We start from the raw sequence: 18401 nt of genomic DNA, 5'->3' as shown, positions 1-18401 counted from the left end.
GATTACTTTGTGTAGTGATGCTGAGTTGTTGGTTCGCCCAATTGGGGTTGATGAGCGTTTACCCGGCAAACCAGGCCTTCGACGCAATTTCCCCCGAACTTTTTATTATCACTTTCCTGATATTCACATCGTTCCGACTCCGTGCAATCACAGCAGCGTGGTTGGTCGGACTATGCGTTGTAACCTTCCGTCTTACCATTTATCTCTGGATACGGGGTAATGTTTCCACGCCGGGGTTTCACTCGCTTTCCTGGGTTCACCGTGGGAATACGGTGTCTCTCATGTATCTCGCTGGCATTGTCGTCTGCATCCAGTTTGAACGCGCTGCCCGACGCGAATTTGTGTTCCGGCGGACGTTGCGCGCAGCCAAGGCACGCGTTGAAGCGGCGTCCCTGGCTGTCAATCAGCAGAATGACCGTATGAGAGAAATCGTCAGAGAGAAGGAGCGGTTCTTTTCATCGGCCTACCACGACATCCAGCAGCCCCTCGCCGCGATTAACCTCTTCATTCGTAGCGCGCGGATAAAACTCGAAGGTGAACACGCAGCAAGTCATGATCTCGACGTCGTCGAGGAAACGGCACGCGATATTCTCGACATGTTCAAGGATATTCAGGACTACAGCGAACTAGGGTCTTACATCCCGCACATGGCGCCCCTTGATACGCAGGCCGTGCTGACGGAGGTCTACGAGCAATACCTTGAACCGGCAAGGTCACGGGGTATCGAATTAAGAATCAGCGGGCGTCGGCGCCGCCCGCCGCCCATTGAAAGTGATCGCTCCTTGTTCAAGCGGGTTTTGTCCAATTTCGTATCGAATGCGATCAAGAACACCTCCACGGGTGGTGTCGTCATCGGCTGGGTGGAGATCGGGGAACGGCTTCGCATAGACGTACGGGACACGGGCGTCGGCATCTCGCCCGCGCATCGGGAGGCGATATTCGCCGAGTACTATCAGATCAACAACCCGGGTCGCGATCGCTCGAAAGGCCTGGGGCTCGGGCTGTCTATCGTCCACCGGGTCATTGGCATTCTGCCGAAACACAGCATGAGTTTCTGGTCGGTCGAGGAGCGCGGGTCCCGCTTTTCCCTGTACGCGCCAATATCCAAAATGACACCGGTCATCGAGACGGACGATCCAAAGAGCGACGCATCCACGTCCGTCCTCCAGGGCAAATACGTCCTGCTGTGCGACGACGAACCGACTGTTCTCGAGGGCCTCCGCAGGTTGTTCCTCAGTGCCGGCGCATTGGTGGATACCGCCGAGTCAATGGCGGGATTCGATGCGATTCTGGCCGATGACGGCCGCATACCTGACATCATCGTCACCGATATCCGGCTTCGCGACGGACCAACCGGTATCGAGGTTGCCGAACGGATCCGGCAGCATTTCGCCTGGGCGGGCGTGCTTCCCGTCGCGTTCATCACGGGCGAACTGGTGTCTCCTCACGCACTTCGCGATTTCGCCGAGCCGTTCGTGCTGTTGCGCAAGTCTTCCGCGCCGGAAAGCACGCTCGCTGAAGTCAGTCGTTTCGTTGCCGCTCAACAGGCGGCAGGTTTCGATCATGTGCGGGATCCGTGACCGGCGGGACACCGAGTTTGATCCCTTTATCCGCCAGCATGACGATGAGTTCCGTGCGGCGCCGAAGATTGAAATGCGCAAGCAGATGACTGACGTACTTCCGGACGGTAATGTCCTCAAGCCCCATTTTCAGGGCTATTGCCTTGGAGGGAAGTCCACGCACCAGCCACGCCAGCGTTTCGAACTCTCTCGGGCTGAGTCCCAACTCGGATGCCGTGCTCATTTCCGAATTACCGCTCGGCTGCGCTTTCCCAGGTCCATTTGCCGGCGCTTCCTCCGTGCCCATGTCATGCCTGAGTTTCGCGATGCTGGCGGCGGGCAGGAATACGCCCCCGGCAAGCACTGCGCTTATTGCTGCATGAAGCGCTTCAGGAGGCGACGATTTGGGCACATATCCCATGGCGCGAAGTTCGATGCATCGACTGATGGTTTCCACGCTCTCATCGGCCGATATCACAATCACCGGTAACGACGGGCGCGACTCCTTCAATCGGCCAAGCGCGCTGCAGCCGTGGCCATCGGGAAGGTCGAGATCAAGAAAAACGATGTTGAGGAGCTCGCCAAGCGCGTGACTCATGCATTGCGACAACGTACTCGCGTGCAGCAGTTCGATGCTCGGAAAGAGCTCCCTAAGCAGCAGCGCCAATCCGGCTCTGAACAGCTCGTGATCATCGACGATCAGTACGCGCATTCCATCGTCTCCCAGGAATACCTTCGAGGCGAGCTGCAATTACATAGCGGATGATGCTGGATAGGTAGCATCATCCGCTGTATTTAAATCGAATAGTACACGCCGCACATCTTGCAGTTTCAGGCTACGCCAGCCGGATGTCTTTGTGCTTCCCGATCGACCGAGGGAATCTTCGTCTCCAGCCACTGCACAATGTAGTTCTCCGGCACGGTTCCGAATGGCCCATACCCATTGCATCCGATTAACCTCACAGATTGATCTTCTCGGACTGGACGTCTGCTTCAGCCTTCTCGCCGGTTGGTGCTTTAAAAATAACAGTGATCCGGACGCGCTGCGACAACATTTGACGCGCCATATCCACTGATGAATTCAAAAAGAGCACCGCGCAAGATTCGTCGCAGCCCTTCGATCTTGCTCAAGCGCGCAAACATCTCATCAAAAGCTTCAGGCCAAGCAGCTAAGTGAACTGCCTGCGTCTGGGCAGACTCTCGCAGGATGCAGTCGATGGCCGGCCGCCACGCAATATACCGTTCCCCAAGAACCAAACTCTGTCGCGGGAAAACCATTACAAATTCTTTCCGGGCCTGTAAATAATCCTACACACGCCGCTGCTAACGTCACGCAACTGTTTGCGTTGGACGCCGTGTAACTTCAATTCCCTTTCCCGGAGAAATGACATGCAGCCTGTTTTTCGCCCGTTTCCGACTCGTCAGCGTTCCCTTGCCCGAGGCATTTCAGCGCTAGCGCTGCTTCCATTGGGCATTAGCCTCACTGCAATGGCGCAAGAGCCGCAAAACGGGCACAACGCCGCATTTCAACCGGGAAATCTTGTCGTCAGTCGCAGCGTTTACGACAACCGCTCGGCCAACGTACAGGTTGGCTCGATCCTGCCACCCGGCTGCGCGCAAACGACGGGCGGGTGCGGCGCGGCAACCGGCGCGCCGAACGACGGCACCTACCCATTCGTTTGGAACAACGCCCTTTATGACGGGAGCTTCGGTATCACGTCGAAGATTTTCCTGGATCAGCTAGCGCCATCCGGCTGGCGGATCAGTACGCTGGAGGTGCCGAGCGTGACGAATGCGGGCACCACGGCAGACCAGATGGTAACCAGCTTCAGTTCGAAATCGGAAATCGGGCTTCACCTCTCAGACGATGGAAAGTACCTGACCTTCATGGGCTATGTCGCTCCGATCAACATGCTGGATGTGTCGAATTCAAACACGCCAGGCGTCGTCGATCCGACCAATCCCGACGGGCAGAGCTTCTACCGTGCAGTGGCCAAGGTCGATCGCAACGGACAGTTCAGCTTCACCGAAACGAATGCCTATAGCGGCAACAACGGCCGCGCTGCGATCCTGATCGACCACGGCGGAAAGCGCTTCTTCTTCACGACCGGCAACGCGGGCAATGGAAGCAATCCCCAGCCGGCCGGCGTGGTCCTCGGCGCAGGCTCGCAATTCATTGCGGAGGCGACGCAGCCCGAGGCGCAGCAAGCTCCTGGCACGCCAAGTCCGCTTGCAAGCTTCTCGGTCACCCAACTGGGCGCGCCCGCCGACAAGATCGGCAAGGACGACAACTTTCGCGGGATGACAGTTTTCAATAACGTGGTCTACATGACCAAGGGCAGCGGCAGCAATGGCGTCAACACCGTCTACTTCGTCGACACCACCGGGACCGCGTGCCCGAACGGTACCGGTGTGCCTTCGCCGAAAGCGGTGCTGCCAAGTGCACCGCTCAGTTACGCTGCTTCGACTCTCGCGACAACAGGGCTGCCGAGCAACATGTGCATCCTGAGCGGCTTCCCGTCGACTCCGAACAAGACCGCGACGACCCTCAGTTTCCCGTTCGGCCTCTGGTTCGCCGACGCCAACACACTCTATGTGGCCGATGAAGGCGACGGCTATACGGGTGGTGCCGATCTCTTCACGCACGCAGCTGCGCAATCCACCGCGGGTCTTCAGAAATGGGTGTTCAATGCGCCCACGAAGAAATGGGTGCTGGCCTATACGCTGCAAAGCGGATTGGACCTGGGTAAGCCTTACACGGTGCAAAACTATCCGGTCGGCAGCAACGCGGCAACCGGACTGCCATGGTCGCCCGCGACTGATGGCCTCCGTAACCTGATTGGTTCCGTTAGCCGCGATGGCACCGTCACGCTCTGGGCAACGACGTCCACAGTCAGCGGGAACGGCGATACCGGCGCGGATCCGAACAAGCTCGTTGCAATCCGGGATGAGCTGAAAAATACCCGCCCGGCAGCTGCTGCGAACGCGAATTTTGTCACGCTCGGCTCTGCCAAGTTCGGCGAAGTGCTGCGTGGAGTCTCGTTTACGCCGGGCACAAATGACGGCAGGGACGGCACGCACTGATGATAGGTGGTGAGACGCACCTGCAGTCGTGCTATTCACCTGTCAAGTTCTAATTGAACCGCCCGGAGCCTGCCCATCGCATGTACCGAACTGCTGAATGTTGGCCCCTTGTGGACAATCAGCAGGTCATGCGTCGCCGGTCGGAACAATCCCCGCGTTCTCCACCATCAGGATCACCGTCTTCTCGGGTGCGCGAGGACGGTGCAGTAAGCCTTTGCGCACGACGAACCCCTGTCCTGGCTGCAAATCGATGACGCGATCTTCCAGGTCGATCAGGAAGTGGCCGCTGACGACGTAGAAAAATTCGTCCTCGGTGTCGTGCTTGTGCCAATGATATTGGCCCTGCACGACACCGAGCCGAACCACCGACTGATTCACCTGGCATAGCGTCTGGTTGTACCAGGGATGACTGTTTGCAGCGACGATGGCCGGAACGTCCATGACTTCGCCGGCGGCGTAGAGAATGTCGAGGCGCGTCAAATATGGAAAGGCTTCAGTGCTCACATCGGTCTCCATGAAGATGAGAGTGCGCGTTCCTGGAACGTGCGAGCAACTTTAGGCCTTAAGGACTCAGCCGGTCTTGTACGGGAGAGTCAATCTTTGGAACCAGAGCGATCTCCGCGCAACTGTGAACGGTATACGGCTGGTGTAACGCCCATCCTGCGCCGAAAGACACGCGTGAAATGGCTCTGGTCAGCGAACCCGGCAGCCTCCGCAATGGCCGCAAGCGACTGGCGTCCGCCGGCCAATTGCCCACAGGCGAAATCGACCCTGATCTGGCGCACATACTCTCCTACAGTAACGCCAAAATGCTTGCGGAACTCCCGCGCGAGGTGGTCCGCGGAGACATGGCTGTCGGTGGCGATCTCATCCAGCGTCAGCCCCTCATGAAAGCGTTCGAGCAGTAATGCTTCCACGCGAGCGAGCCATCGGCGCGAACCGGTCACGGTGCGCCCTTCCGACCGCTCACAGGCCGCCAGAAGCTCCAGTACGATGCCTTCAACCCCAGTGACGTGGCCGAATCCTGCTCGCGGCATTCGTGGACCAGACGCCGCATGAGAGACGCCGGCGTACCGCCGGCAAAGTCATTCGGACAATCGAGAATCCGGGTCCGGCCGTCAAGCCGTTGCAACCACAGGGATGAAAACTCAACGTGAAGCGCTTTGCCGCCAGCCCCGTACCAGCAATTTTCATGCGGCAGGCCGGCAGGGAAAAGTGTCAGTGACATGGGCGCATCGTGGCCATGGCGTGCCGGCCAGGAGCGTGTGCCGCGACCGTCCAGCACGAAACAGAAAAACGGATTGACGTGTTCGTGCTGAGGGATGACCAGGTCGGTTGCGAAATCAGTTTCCACAATCGAGATGCCGTCATCGCGATATCGCTGGGTTGGTGTGCCGAAGTAGTCGCCTGGTTCAAGTACTCTTAGCATGAGACTGCTCCAGAAGAGACGTCGACGTCGATTTTACACGCGTCCGTGGAACCGTTTAACGGGCCGCAATCCGGCGCGTGTTTCATCGCGTATCAAACGCGGATAGCATTGACATCACACGTTATCCTGACCTGCCGTCGCACACGGTGATGGCATAGACCGAGCGCGATGCGGCCCGCCAGGATGATCTTGCAGAGAACCCAGGTCGTGTAGCCGCTAATCGAGATCTTCGCAGCCGATGTCACGGCTATTACCCGATTGCCGGCTACGTCAGTGCGAACAGGCACGCATCGCCTCGACGACTGCATCCTGCTCCGGCGGCGCCTGGAAAAAAGCTTCCATGAGTGTGTGCTCGTCGTTCATCTGCTGCTGGAAACACGCCTGATTCACGTTACGTGGAGTCATCGCGAGATACAGTCCGGCGATGACCAGAATGGTCATCAATAGTCCGGTGAACGTCAGTGCAGAGACCCTTCGTTTCACCTCCGCATCGTCACCCGGTAATTGCCTGTCTTCATCGCCCTCGCCGCTTGCTCTTATATCAATCATCTTCCGTCCCCGGAGCCTGAGAACTCCGATCTTCGTTCCGGGGATAGAATATGAAAAGTTGAATTTCCTGAAATCGACGTTCAGTTTTTCTTAATCTGGTACGGGTATGAGAGAGATTAGTCTGGACCGCTTGCGCACGTTGGTGACAATCGCGGACCATCGTTCCTTCGCGGAGGCCGCGCGTGTCCTTCATCTGGCTGCGCCCACAGTCAGCCTTCACATTCAGGAACTGGAGGAGCGCGTCGGTGCTCCGCTGCTGTCGCGCAAGCGGGGACACGTTCAGCCCACGGCGATCGGGGAAACGCTTCTGGCAAAGGCACGCCACCTTCTGGCCGATGCCGGGCAGGCGCTGGACGATGTTCGGCGGCAAGTGCAGGGGCTGGAGGGACGTGTACGACTCGGCGCGTCGACCGGCGCAATCGCACACCTGCTGCCCCGGGCTCTCGAAGTGTTGGGGCGGCAACATCCTGCCATCGACGTGCAGGTTACGGTGCTGACGTCGCAGGACACGCTCGCCCGCCTGGCGCAAGGGTCGCTGGATGTCGGACTGGTCGCGCTACCGCAGCCCGCGATTGCCGGCCTTGTGATCAAGCCATGGCGCAGGGATCCTGTCATGGCTTTCATGCCGGTCCAGTGGCAATGCCCGGCCGGCGTAACACCCAAATGGCTCGCCAGCAAGCCACTCATTCTCAATGACTCAACTACACGGCTTTCACAGTTGACCGCTAAATGGTTCGCAGCGGGCGGACAACAGCCAGTCGCCCGAATCGAACTCAACTACAACGACGCTATCAGAAGGCTGGTCGCAGCAGGCTATGGAGCCGCACTGCTGCCTCACGAGGACAGCACGATTCCCGGACAGGATGCGGGTACGACCGTACGACCGCTACGCCCGGCACTATGGCGACGGCTCGGCATCGCACACGCTAAGCACGTGGAACGTTCGACGCAGCATGTGCTTGACGTGCTGCGAGACCTGACCTGCTGACTCGTCCGCCGGAGGATGACCGTGCCGCTTTCGGGTCGGCTATACGGCCTGGCGCAGACGCCGCAGCTTGTCCGGGTTGCGCACGACATAGATGGCTGTGACCTTGCCGTCCCGGATCTCGAGGGCGGTCGTCTGGTGCCTGTGCCAACCCGGTGCAGCTACTTTTTACGCCGTTGACCCATGAGCTTCACGATGCCGGTCGTCGGCGCACTGGTTAAGAGGCGAGGGATGTCTTCGAGGTGGACCCAACGGCATTTGGAGATCTCGTTGCTTGGGCGAGCCTTGGCGCGATTCGAGATTTCGCAGGAGAACACGTGATGGTGCTTTTGCTTGCCACGAAAGTCGAAGAGATATCTGGCTGACTTCCCGGAAAGCCGCGTCTCTTCCTTGAGCTCCCGAAGTGCGGCGTCCGAGAGATGTTCTCCGCGCTTCAGGATCCCGCCCGGCAAAGCCCACTTCGACTGACTACGTGCGACCAGGAGAATTCGCTTGCCTCGGCGACAAATAACGGTGGCGCGTGTCTTCAAACTGAACTCCCACTTATCTCTTCCAGGTATCCTCGAGGCGCGCTCGATGCGCCAGCGTATCGCTCAATGCTTGATATAGCCAAGCATGCTAATACAAAACCGTAGATGCTCGGCAACGTCTCGACGTGGGCGCGGCCTGCACGCGACAACTTGAAAGCTGTTCATCAAATCGTCACAAAAATTGGAAAGCGAGAATATCACTGTGGTAATGTCGGGGCGAAACATATTTTTTGTCCGACTCGAGGCTTCAATGGTGGATATGGATGCTGACTGGCCCTTGCCGCGGCCAATCAATCTCTTTAAGGAAGATCGGCGGCCAGCTGTTTCATCGCCATCAAGAACAGGTTCAATCGCAAGCACCTTCTCATCATTGGCGACTCCCGTTGTCGCCGAGGCTGTGCGGCGGGCGAGAGAGCTGGCCACCAATTGCAATGCTGAAGAATTCCACCAGCTTCGCGTCGCATTCAGAAAGCTGCGTGCCTTGTACTGGGCTTATTCCCCCTATCTCGGTGAAGAGGCAACCGCGCAGGCCATCGAAGAGTTCAAGCGCCTTGCTGCGCTAGCCGGTGGAACGCGTGACTGGGACATCGCTGGCGATCTTTTGAAAGCCGCGCAAACGTCGCGCGCATCGATGGGATTGCTCGTGGCCGCCGCGAGGGAAAAACGCGCACAGGCAGTGGTGCATAGCCAGACGATGATAAAAAGCGACGACGTTGAGGCTTTCTTGAACGACGTCTTGCTTCGCGCGCAAGCGACGTTGGAGTCCAGTTGCAACGAGCTTCCCATTCGTGAGTTCGCCGAGGATCGCGTTCGTCGTGCGCAGCGCGCACTGAAGAAGCGCAGCAGGTACGCATCTCGTCACGAGAACACCCATGAAGAGGATCTCCACGATGTTCGCAAGGCCGGCAAAAAGCTGAGGTATCTGCTCGAGTTTTTTCAACCCGTCATCAAGGACGGACACGACCGCACCATAAAAGAGTTGACGTCCGTGCAGAACAAGCTCGGCCAGTTCAACGACATTGCCGCAAGTGAGACCTTGATTCGGGGCGCATCATTCAACGACGTTCCACCCGAAGTCGTGCAGGAGTCGCTGCAATGGCTTGAAAAGCAGAAGTGCCGACGAATGCGTGCCGCATCACGGCGTGTTCGTGCCATCGCAAGTTAATCCTGGCAAGACCTGCAGCACCCGGTGCAGCAGTGTCACCGAGTTACCTGGATTAGGCCAAAGCTGATGCATGGCTGGCCAAAAAGCGACTGATACCATTTGAAGCTGCCAGCCACATTGCCGACCCCAATGATCGTCCACGTGCGCTTCATTTGGGCTTCTCCAATGGCCTGAAGACCGTGCGCGATTGCAGTGCCGTAGAGCTTGAACCCGCCTGCCATACGCCAGTACTTTCGCGCTCATGAATCGCTTAGGTTACGCCGTGCAGGGAGTGTGGTGGTGCATCGGCTACTAGCGCGTCTTGCCAGTTTGCACGACACCGATCCAGCACAGCACCGCGCCCGCGACCCAGCCACATGTGAAAAGCAGATCGACGTTCTGCAACCCCTCGAAATTCGCCGTGTTTTCAAAACTGCATCGCTGATGATTGCCGATCTGGATGCAGCCGGTCTGAACCTGTCGAACGTACGTGAATACACGGTAGATCGCAAAGGCCGAGATAGCCAGCGTGACCCGAAGGCGGATTTTCTTATTCATCGAGAGTCGTAGCTGTTTGGATGAGATGGTGGCGATCTTAGCGGCAGGCCCGACACACCGACAATCGATATTAAGCCGGAGGCGTCGCAACCCCGCTCAAGAATGTTGAAGAGCGACAGTGGCACGCTATAGCTAACGTTTCACAGGGGCAGCCGTTCCCGACATACAGTTAGCATCAGTTGCCGAAGCCAACGATGAACAGGATCAACCTCTACCCGGGGATGCCACATCTGCGACACCGTAATCTCCGCGGTCTTTACAGGAAGCTCGAAGGCGTAAGCGGTAGCGATGGTGGATGCGGGCAGTTCCTGCGGTTCAGACTGATTGCTCAGAAGAGACGCGGGCACGAGCGCTATCAGGTCCGAGCCTCGCGCCACGGCGAGCGCGGCGGGAAAACTCGGAACGACGGCAACAATCGTTCGTTCCAGTCCTAAAGCGGCCAGCGCTTCATCAACCGGTCCGCTTGTGCGACCGTGTCGTGAAGCGACGACATGGCCGAAGGCGGTGTACCGTACGGCCGTCACCTCGCGCTCCATGGCGAGAGGATGGCCCTGCCGGACAACACCAAGAAAGCGATCCCGGAATAATGCCTGCACGCGGACTTCCGGCCCCATTTCGCTCAGAACACCAATCTCGAGATCAGCGGAGCCGTCTCGCAAGTACGCCGCCGTCTTCTCAAGCTTGGGTGCAAAACGCAAACACACGAGTGGCGCAACCGCGGCCACCGCTGCGATCAGTGAAGCGCCGAGAGCATCCACAAAACCGTCGTTCGCGCGAATGGTAAAGGTTCGCTGTAACGTTGAAAAATCCGGTTCCGTGGTTGAGGGACGAAGCACGGCACGTGCCTCATGAACCGCATTCTGAGTAAGCTGACGCAGTGCCTCCGCATGAGGCGTCAATACCATACCGCGCCCCGCCCGAACCAATAACGGGTCCCCGGTCACCTCGCGAAGCCGGGTCAAGGTCCGGCTCATTGCCGAGGCACTCAATCCCAGTCGACGCGCAGCGCCAATCACGCTGCCGTCGGCGAGCAATACGTCGAGCGCAATGAGTAAATTCAGATCGGGTTCGGGCATGCCCGATCGTAGCACCAACTGTTCAGACATGGCGTTTGGCGCACGTTATAAGTGCAACTGCTGCGCCTTCCGCCATGGCTGTCTCGTCGATATATTCCATGTACTGACTCATGACCGAACGCGTGGCACCTCAAAGCCAGGTTCCATCGAGTCTCGTTTACAGGGAGCTATCCATGCAAGACACATCTCCGCAGAAAACCATCCTCCTCATCGGTGCATCCCGCGGCCTCGGATTTGCAATGGTCGAGGAATATCTCAAGCGTCGCTGGCGAGTGATCGCCACCGGGAGGGCGGGCTCAACAGAAAAGCTGCGCCAACTCTCGGAAAGCACCGAGGGCTCGCTGGAAGTTGAAGCAGTCGATATCACGATTCCCGATCAGGTCGCCGCGTTATACGGTCGTCTTAAAGGTCGGCGACTCGATGGCCTTTTCGTGAATGCCGGCGTCAAGAACGACAATTGGGAAACGATCGCCGATGTCTCGACCGAGGAATTTGTACGCGTCATGGTGACGAACTCGCTGAGTCCGATGAGAGTCATCGAGGCGTTTCAACACCTCGTTCAGCCGACCGGAACAATCGGTGTCATGTCATCCGGGCAAGGTAGCCTCACCAACAATACTAACGGCAATTACGAGGTCTACCGGGGCAGCAAGGCGGCTCTCAACATGTTTATGCGCAGCTTTGCGGCGCGCCACCAAAACGACGCGAAAACCTTGCTATTGATGGCGCCTGGATGGGTAAGGACTGATATGGGCGGCCCTGACGGGCGTCTGAGTATCGACGAAAGTATCCCGAACCTGGTGAGCACGATCGAGGCTTACGAAGGGCGCTCCGGATTGCATTACCTGGACTATCTTGGAAGAGTCGTTCCCTGGTGAGCTACGACGAAAACTCCAAAGTCACCCCGTCTCCCGCCACCGCGGCGTGCGTTTCTGAATGAACGCCTCGGTTCCCTCGAGCGCTGCGTCGTCCAGCATGTTGCGCGCCATTGTGTCTCCTGCCAGTTGGTACGCTGTATCTATGCCAGCCTCCAGTTGCCGATAGAAGAGACGCTTGCCGGCGGCGATCGCTACACGCGGCTTCTCACTGATACTCACCACGAGTGCACGAATCGCGTCGTCCAGCCGTTCGGGCGTGGCGACTCGATTCACAAGACCTCGCTCACACGCGGTTTGTGCATCGATATAGTCGCCGGTCACAAGCATTTCGAATGCGGCCTTGCGAGACAGATTACGCGACAGCGGCACACTAGGCGTCGAGCAGAACAATCCCAGATTGACTCCGGACACGGCGAAGCGGGCATCGCTTGCAGCCACTGCCAGATCGCACATCGCGACCAGTTGACAGCCCGCCGCCGTCGCGACTCCATGCACGCGTGCGATCACAGGCTGCGGCATGCGCTGGATGGTCAACATCATCTGCGAGCAACGAGCAAACAAAGCTTGGTAGTACTCGAACGACGGTTGGGCGCGCATCTCTTTCAGATCGTGGCCTGCGCAAAATGCTCTGCCCGCGCCGGCAAGCACAACGACGCACGCATTCGATGCGGCCACTTCATCCAGGCTGCTTTGCAGCGCGTCAGTCAATGCTTCGGACAACGCGTTAAATGCGTCGGGCCGGTTCAGCGTTATCCGCACGGCGCCGGGTACTCCGTAGACATCCTGCTCGATGACCACCAGCGGTTCTCGACCTGCGTTTTCGTTCATCTCCGCCTCCGTCATACGTCGATAGCCGCGACCGACCCGGCGCGCTTGCGCAGTTCGAACTTCTGTATCTTGCCGGTCGATGTCTTCGGCAACTCGCAGAATTCCACCGCGCGTGGCACTTTGAAACCGGCGAGATGGGCTCTGCAATGCGCGACCAATTCTGCAGCGCTTGTCGTTGCACCCGCCTTTAACTCGACGAACGCGCAAGGCGTCTCACCCCAACGAGGGTCCGGCTTTGCAACGACGGCCGCCGCGAGTACCGCTGGATGGCGATACAGCACATCTTCAATTTCGATGCTCGAAATATTCTCGCCACCTGAAATGATGATGTCCTTGCTGCGGTCCTTGATCCGGACGTAGCCGTCCGGACTGGCGACCGCCAGGTCCCCGGTATGAAACCAGCCGCCGCGAAACGCTTCCTGCGTGGCGGCCGGGTTCTTCAGGTAACCCTTCATCATGATGTTGCCGCGAAACATGATCTCGCCGATTGTCTCTCCATCCGCCGGCACTGCCTCCATCGTCTGGGGATCGCGGACCGTCACGGCGTCCTGCAAGTGGTAGCGCACGCCCTGCCGCGCATTCAGGCGCGCGCGTTCACCTATGTCGAGCGTGCTCCATTGCGCTTGCTGCGCGCACACGGTCGCCGGACCATAAACCTCAGTCAAGCCGTACACATGCGTCAGCTCGAAGCCAAGCCGCTCCATTCCCTCGATCATTGACGCAGGTGGCGCCGCGCCGGCGACCATTGCGTGGACGCGATGCTCAATCCCGGTTTTCAATTCGTCGGGAGCATTGACCAGCAGATTATGTACGATCGGCGCGCCGCAATAATGCGTCACTCGCTCGCGGCGAATCAGGTCGAAGATCGTTTTCGCATCGACCTTGCGCAAGCACACGTTGACGCCCGCCCGCGCGGCCACGGTCCACGGAAAACACCAGCCGTTGCAATGGAACATTGGCAGCGTCCACAGGTACACCGCGTGCTTTGGCATATCCCATTCCAGGATATTGCTGACCGCGTTGGTGTATGCCCCGCGATGGTGATACACGACGCCCTTCGGAGATCCTGTTGTCCCCGATGTGTAGTTCAGGCAGATAGCATTCCACTCATCGGATGGGGGCGCCCATTCGAATTCAGGATTGCCGCTTGCCAGCAGCGCTTCGTAATCGAGTTCGCCAATACGCTCGCCCGGTCCCGCATATTCGGAGTCGTCGACGTCGATAACCAGAATCGGCCGGGCCACATTCGCGATCGCCTCGCGCATCACGACGGAGAATTCGCGGTCGACCAGCACCGCTTTCGCTTCGCCATGGTTCAGCATGAACGCGAGCGTGTTTGCATCGAGTCGCGTGTTGAGCGTATTAAGGACTGCACCGATCATCGGGATACCGAAATGAGCCTCGACCATCTCGGGAATGTTTGGCAGCATCGCAGCGACCGTATCGCCAACGCCAATGCCCCTGGCACTCAATGCAGAGGCCAGACGCCGTGTGCGTGCATAAGTCTGGGCCCAGTCACGCCGCACCGCGCCGTGCGAAATGGCTGGCATGTTCGGATAGACCGACGCCGCGCGTTCGATGAAGCTCAAGGGCGTCAGGGCCGCGAAGTTGGCAGCGGTTTTGTTCAATCCCTCTTCGTACATGTCGTTATTCATCGCGTCTCCCTTGGGTGGTGCTCGATGCGTGTTATTTCGTCCGCAACCCGTTGCGCCTCGATTCCGATTTCGCGCAACATACCGGTCGCCGAGACGATAAACCCACAGTAATGCAGCCCGGATTTTTTCTCCCCGCCGCCCGGCGGTTGCGGCTGCTCATCGAGGATATCGCCCTGCGGCGCCAGGAAACAATCGATTCGTGGGTGAAACCCGGTCGCGGCAACGATTGCGTCAAAGTCCCGCGAACGCCCGTCATCAAATGTCACCCGGGTATCCCCTATTTCCCGGATGTCTCCCAGCACCTCGATGTGGCCCTCGCGGATCAGTTTAACTGTACCAATGTCGAGGAGCGGGATTCTTCTCGTCGCCTTGATTTGCGTAAACGGACCCATCGGGGGCTTGCGGAAACCCAGCCGGGTGACGTCTCCAATGCTCAGTCGCACGAGTGGCGCCGCCAGGACGTCAGCGAGCCGGGCAGGAAGGCGGCTCAACACGATGGAGATTGCGAGTACGGAGATACCGAAGATCTCGCGAGGGACAATGTTCACCGGCCCGCGCACCGCCATTGCCACTCGCGCGCCGTGTTCGTGGAGATCGATCGCTATCTCTCCGCCACTGTTGCCGAAGCCTACGACCAGAACGCTCTGGCAGCGGAATGACTCGCCGCTGCGGTATTCGCTGCTATGCAGCATGCGCCCGCCGAAGCGTTCCTGGCCGCGCCATCGTGGCAGGTAGGGAACGGCGTTGTAGCCGGTGGCCACGACCACCCGCTGCGAATGATAGACGCTGGCCGGTGTGGTCGTGATCCATCCGGAGTCATGTGGCCGTACAGTCCTGACCTCTTCGTTGAAATGCGGTACGAGTTCGAAATGCCGCGCATACAGTTCGAGATACTCAATCACTTGCTCACGCGACGGATAACGTGGCGTTCCAGCGGGAAACGAAAGATAAGGCAGGGTCGAACGGTCACGGTCGGAGTGAAGGTGCAGCCGGTCATAGTGATGGCGCCAGCTCGAACCGACCTCGGCCGCCCGATCCACAATGATGCAGGACGCACCCCGCTTCTTCAGGCACGCAGCAACCGCAAGGCCCGCAGGCCCGGCGCCTATCACAAGCGTATCTACCCGGTGTTCCATCTGCGACCTCACGAGGCCGGATTCCCGCAACGCAATGAATTCGACGGTCAAGACCCGAGCGTATCAGCGAGCAGACGAGGACGCACTGCGTGAGCCGGCGCCCGTTGCTGTCGGACCGCCCACGTTGAACGTAGGCGCGCCCTTCAGCCAGTCCGCGAGTTCAGGCCGTACCGTATAACGAGGTGCGGCCATCCACTCGACCAGATCTGCATGCAGCTGGTTGATTGTGCGCTCGTCGAAGTCGAAATCTTCGTCAAGCCGGCCGCTTTTGTCATTCCGTAAGTGAATGCCCCTGATCTCATGGCCGTCCCAGTAGGCAACCGTCCGGTTGTTAATGTCGGCAGTGGTGCCGGGCGGGCGGTTGCGCAACAGGATGGTCAACGCAGGTTGAATCGATGCGTAGTCCATTTACATATTCCGCTTGGAACACCTTAGAGGTGTGCAGCGCGGAAAAATTCTCATCATAGGATTATGTTTCCAATAGAAAATTCCACACGGATACGTGGCGGAAACGGACGGTTCCTGATGAGTTGCGAAGAGATGCTGAGAGAAATTTCACTTGAACTGAATTTAATTCTCGCTACAAGAAGAAAAACTGGATGCGTACAGTAGAGCGAACTCAACCGCCGGAAATCGTTTTTGATTCATGCATGAGAGTGGCCGGGCCGCCTCGCGTTGGCCCCTCTGGCAATTCATTCGCTTTGTAGGGATCGGGCATGACCTCTGTTTCAGAAGAAGGTGCACGAACACGTGTGCATACTGCGTCGGCGATGGCAAGCCGACATCGTCTTATGAAAGTTCGAGGCATCTGGCGCAAACCCGTGACGTACGCACTGGCAATCTGTGTCAGCTTGCTGCCGGTCGCGGTCATGGCTCAGACAGCACCTCTGCGGATAGCGCTGTTCGCGTCGTTCCCGCCAATGGCATATCGCGTTCCGGAAACTGGGCAGCTCGTCGGCGTGGATGTCGACCTGGCAGACTACGTGGCGAAAAAGTTGCACCGTCCGGTTATATGGCAAGACGTGTCTTACGAGCAGGCTATTCCCGCGCTGGTGACGAGGCGGGTCGATCTGGCGTTTAGTTTGCTGGATGAGCCGGCCTCACGGAGCCGGCTCGACTATGTCGACTATCTTCTTTCGGGCATTCAGGCTTATACGCTTGCAAGCCATAATCCGATCAAAACCTTGACTGACCTATGCGGCCAGAAACTCGGCGCCAATCGGCGCAACGGTTTTGGACAGATCATGCGAAGCTGGAGCGACACTAATTGTGTTGCCGCCAACAAGCCTCCTGTCGCGGTGGAGGAGACCGATGGCACACAGGCCGCGAGGCTGGAATTGCAGCAGGGGCGAGTGGACGCCATCGTTCAGAGCAGCGAGTCCGTACCGTACACCATGGATCTTCAACCGGGAACCTACGTGCGGATCGGCCAGCCGCTGCCATCTTCCCGGATCGCAATCGGCTTTCCGAAAGGAGCGGATGAGTTGCGGGATCAGGTTGCCGCGGCGCTTCGTGACGCGGTGACGGACGGTACCTACGCAAAGGCACTGGCGAAGTTCAAACTCCTCGACAACTCAGCCGCAAATGTCATTTCGGCCACCGGAACTCAACACTGAAGACGGGCTCCGCCCGCTGGCGTCTGGATATCCGGGCGTATCGAAACAACGTCCATAGGAATGTTCAAATAGCCAGGTCGTAAAACTGCCCGGCAACTGAACTTGCTGTTCCAGCGACGGCGGCATACCTGCAAAAAGCACCGTGCATCGGCGGAGTCGCACTCCCCCCGATGCACAGCGCTCCTTCGACCCTTAGAACGTGTGCTTGACGCCGACAGTGACAGCGACCTGACTGTTCGTCGACGAAGGCGACAGCGTGTTGATGGTGGCGCTGTCAAGCACCGAGCCGGCAGCACCGCCGCTAACGTGCTGATAGACGCCTTCGGCATACAAGTCCGTGCGCTTGCTGATCGAGTAATCTGTCTGCAGCGTCACCTCATGCCACCTCGGCGATGACGACGTGCCGCCCGTGCTATATGCGCCGTCAGTGAAGGTATAGGCACCTGCCAGACTCAAAGCAGGGGTCAACGCATAACGGGCGTTGAGCTCGTAGTTGTTCAAGCGCAAGCCACCGTTCAACGCCACATTTCCCTCGCCACCGGCAAACACGCTAGCCATATTGTCGATCTGCGAATGCGTCCACAGCAAGCCGACAGTCGCCGGGCCAAACGCATAGTTGCCGCCCACGCCCCAGATCCGCTGACGCGCCGCGACGAAATCTGCGCTGCCATCGGCTAGTGACACCGCGCCATTGGGATTCGTGCCCAACACACCGCCGCCCGCGTTGTTCATCTGCAGATAGGCCGCCGCCACGTTAAACGGACCATGCGCATAGGTCGCGCCAAAACCATAGGCGCGATTGTTCGAGAAACCGTTTGCGTTGTTGCTGAACGAATACGCGCCGCCGAACGTGAGGCCCGCATAGGACGTGCTGACGTACTTGACCGTGTTGTTCAGGCTCAGCGAGTCAGCCGCGAGGTTATCGTTGTTGAACGGATGCGCCGAAAGATTGCCGCCATAGCCGCTGCCGGCCGCCGATAACGGGCCGAGATAGTCATTCACCGAATCGAACTGCCGGCCGAGCAGCACGGTGCCGAACCGACTGCTTTGCAAGCCCACGTACGCTTGTTCACCAAAGGCATCGCCGCTGTTGAACTGCGTACCGTTGTTCAGGTTGAAGCCGTTCTCGAGCTTGAATACAGCCTGGAGGCCACCGCCCAGGTCTTCTGCGCCTTTAAGTCCGAAGACGGTGTTTTCTGTTGCGGAACTCGTTTCCTGCCAAGCGCTGTGGCCACCCTGGTTGTTCGTGTAGATAAGGCCGGCATCGATTACGCCATACAGCGTCACACTGCTTTGGGCATGTGCTGAAACCACACAACCTGCGGATAAGGCTGCGACCAGGAAAGACGTGTTCAGGGATTTATTCATATAGAC

19 protein-coding genes are annotated in these 18401 nt (G+C 58.5%); 6 read left to right on the top strand and 13 right to left on the bottom strand.

Annotation, left to right across the window (positions count from 1 at the left end):
• The first annotated feature begins 281 nt into the window (after positions 1-281).
• Positions 282-1580, top strand: coding sequence for a hybrid sensor histidine kinase/response regulator (locus AWB69_RS14760; protein ID WP_062085857.1), 1299 nt, complete (start codon positions 282-284; stop codon positions 1578-1580).
• Here the strand turns inward: AWB69_RS14760 and AWB69_RS14755 are convergent.
• Positions 1522-2271 carry a response regulator transcription factor gene (locus AWB69_RS14755; RefSeq protein ID WP_062085855.1) on the bottom strand — a complete coding sequence of 250 codons (750 nt, stop codon included), beginning with the start codon at positions 2269-2271 and terminating at the stop codon, positions 1522-1524. The genes AWB69_RS14760 and AWB69_RS14755 overlap by 59 nt on opposite strands.
• Before the next feature lie 677 nt (positions 2272-2948).
• Here AWB69_RS14755 and AWB69_RS14745 point away from each other — a divergent pair.
• Positions 2949-4643, top strand: coding sequence for a hypothetical protein (locus AWB69_RS14745; RefSeq protein ID WP_062085850.1), 1695 nt, complete (start codon positions 2949-2951; stop codon positions 4641-4643).
• Positions 4644-4769: 126 nt separating this feature from the next.
• Here AWB69_RS14745 and AWB69_RS14740 read toward each other — a convergent pair whose 3' ends face one another.
• From AWB69_RS14740 to AWB69_RS14730, 4 genes are all read right to left on the bottom strand, one after another.
• Positions 4770-5147, bottom strand: coding sequence for a cupin domain-containing protein (locus tag AWB69_RS14740; RefSeq protein WP_231937107.1), 378 nt, complete (start codon positions 5145-5147; stop codon positions 4770-4772).
• 89 nt (positions 5148-5236) lie between these two features.
• A complete protein-coding gene (locus AWB69_RS49350) occupies positions 5237-5560 on the bottom strand; it encodes a helix-turn-helix transcriptional regulator (protein WP_231937106.1) in 324 nt (107 codons plus the stop codon).
• 26 nt (positions 5561-5586) lie between these two features.
• Positions 5587-6072: a hypothetical protein gene (locus AWB69_RS49345; protein ID WP_231937105.1), complete on the bottom strand. Its 486-nt coding sequence runs from the start codon at positions 6070-6072 to the stop codon at positions 5587-5589.
• Positions 6073-6342: 270 nt separating this feature from the next.
• Positions 6343-6621 carry a hypothetical protein gene (locus AWB69_RS14730; protein WP_062085846.1) on the bottom strand — a complete coding sequence of 93 codons (279 nt, stop codon included), beginning with the start codon at positions 6619-6621 and terminating at the stop codon, positions 6343-6345.
• 106 nt (positions 6622-6727) lie between these two features.
• Here AWB69_RS14730 and AWB69_RS14725 point away from each other — a divergent pair, with 106 nt between their 5' ends.
• Entirely contained in the window at positions 6728-7609 is an 882-nt protein-coding gene (locus AWB69_RS14725) for a LysR family transcriptional regulator (protein WP_062085844.1), read from the top strand.
• 158 nt (positions 7610-7767) lie between these two features.
• Here AWB69_RS14725 and AWB69_RS14720 read toward each other — a convergent pair whose 3' ends face one another.
• Positions 7768-8136: an NUDIX hydrolase gene (locus AWB69_RS14720; RefSeq protein ID WP_062085842.1), complete on the bottom strand. Its 369-nt coding sequence runs from the start codon at positions 8134-8136 to the stop codon at positions 7768-7770.
• 253 nt (positions 8137-8389) lie between these two features.
• On the opposite strand from AWB69_RS14720, the gene AWB69_RS14715 reads away from it, so the two are divergent.
• Positions 8390-9301, top strand: coding sequence for a CHAD domain-containing protein (locus AWB69_RS14715; protein ID WP_062085932.1), 912 nt, complete (start codon positions 8390-8392; stop codon positions 9299-9301).
• A 291-nt stretch (positions 9302-9592) separates the two neighbouring features.
• Here AWB69_RS14715 and AWB69_RS14705 read toward each other — a convergent pair whose 3' ends face one another.
• Together AWB69_RS14705 and AWB69_RS14700 are read right to left on the bottom strand one after the other, a co-directional pair.
• Complete coding sequence (locus tag AWB69_RS14705) at positions 9593-9838, bottom strand: hypothetical protein (protein ID WP_062085838.1); 246 nt, start codon at positions 9836-9838, stop codon at positions 9593-9595.
• A gap of 140 nt (positions 9839-9978) precedes the next feature.
• Positions 9979-10914, bottom strand: a complete 936-nt coding sequence (locus AWB69_RS14700; protein ID WP_062085930.1) for a LysR family transcriptional regulator — start codon at positions 10912-10914, stop codon at positions 9979-9981.
• Positions 10915-11087: 173 nt separating this feature from the next.
• On the opposite strand from AWB69_RS14700, the gene AWB69_RS14695 reads away from it, so the two are divergent.
• Positions 11088-11792, top strand: coding sequence for an SDR family NAD(P)-dependent oxidoreductase (locus AWB69_RS14695; RefSeq protein WP_062085836.1), 705 nt, complete (start codon positions 11088-11090; stop codon positions 11790-11792).
• A 21-nt stretch (positions 11793-11813) separates the two neighbouring features.
• On the opposite strand, the gene AWB69_RS14690 is transcribed toward AWB69_RS14695, so the two are convergent.
• From AWB69_RS14690 to AWB69_RS14675, 4 genes are read right to left on the bottom strand one after another with little or no spacing between them, the layout of a single operon-like run.
• Positions 11814-12620, bottom strand: coding sequence for an enoyl-CoA hydratase (locus tag AWB69_RS14690; protein WP_062085833.1), 807 nt, complete (start codon positions 12618-12620; stop codon positions 11814-11816).
• Between the two features lie 11 nt (positions 12621-12631).
• Positions 12632-14275 carry an acyl-CoA synthetase gene (locus AWB69_RS14685; protein ID WP_062085831.1) on the bottom strand — a complete coding sequence of 548 codons (1644 nt, stop codon included), beginning with the start codon at positions 14273-14275 and terminating at the stop codon, positions 12632-12634.
• A complete protein-coding gene (locus tag AWB69_RS14680) occupies positions 14272-15462 on the bottom strand; it encodes a flavin-containing monooxygenase (protein WP_062085829.1) in 1191 nt (396 codons plus the stop codon). The genes AWB69_RS14685 and AWB69_RS14680 overlap by 4 nt, the downstream gene beginning before the upstream one ends.
• A gap of 12 nt (positions 15463-15474) precedes the next feature.
• Positions 15475-15819, bottom strand: coding sequence for a hypothetical protein (locus AWB69_RS14675; RefSeq protein ID WP_062085827.1), 345 nt, complete (start codon positions 15817-15819; stop codon positions 15475-15477).
• Between the two features lie 443 nt (positions 15820-16262).
• On the opposite strand from AWB69_RS14675, the gene AWB69_RS14670 reads away from it, so the two are divergent.
• Positions 16263-17027 (top strand): transporter substrate-binding domain-containing protein, encoded by a 765-nt coding sequence (locus tag AWB69_RS14670; protein WP_197500234.1) that lies wholly within the window; start codon positions 16263-16265, stop codon positions 17025-17027.
• Between the two features lie 192 nt (positions 17028-17219).
• On the opposite strand, the gene AWB69_RS14665 is transcribed toward AWB69_RS14670, so the two are convergent.
• Positions 17220-18395 carry a porin gene (locus AWB69_RS14665; RefSeq protein ID WP_062085825.1) on the bottom strand — a complete coding sequence of 392 codons (1176 nt, stop codon included), beginning with the start codon at positions 18393-18395 and terminating at the stop codon, positions 17220-17222.
• Positions 18396-18401 lie beyond the last annotated feature (6 nt).

The organism is Caballeronia udeis (assembly GCF_001544555.2).
Classification (GTDB): domain Bacteria; phylum Pseudomonadota; class Gammaproteobacteria; order Burkholderiales; family Burkholderiaceae; genus Caballeronia; species Caballeronia udeis.
This window is presented reverse-complemented; position numbering and strand designations above follow the sequence as displayed.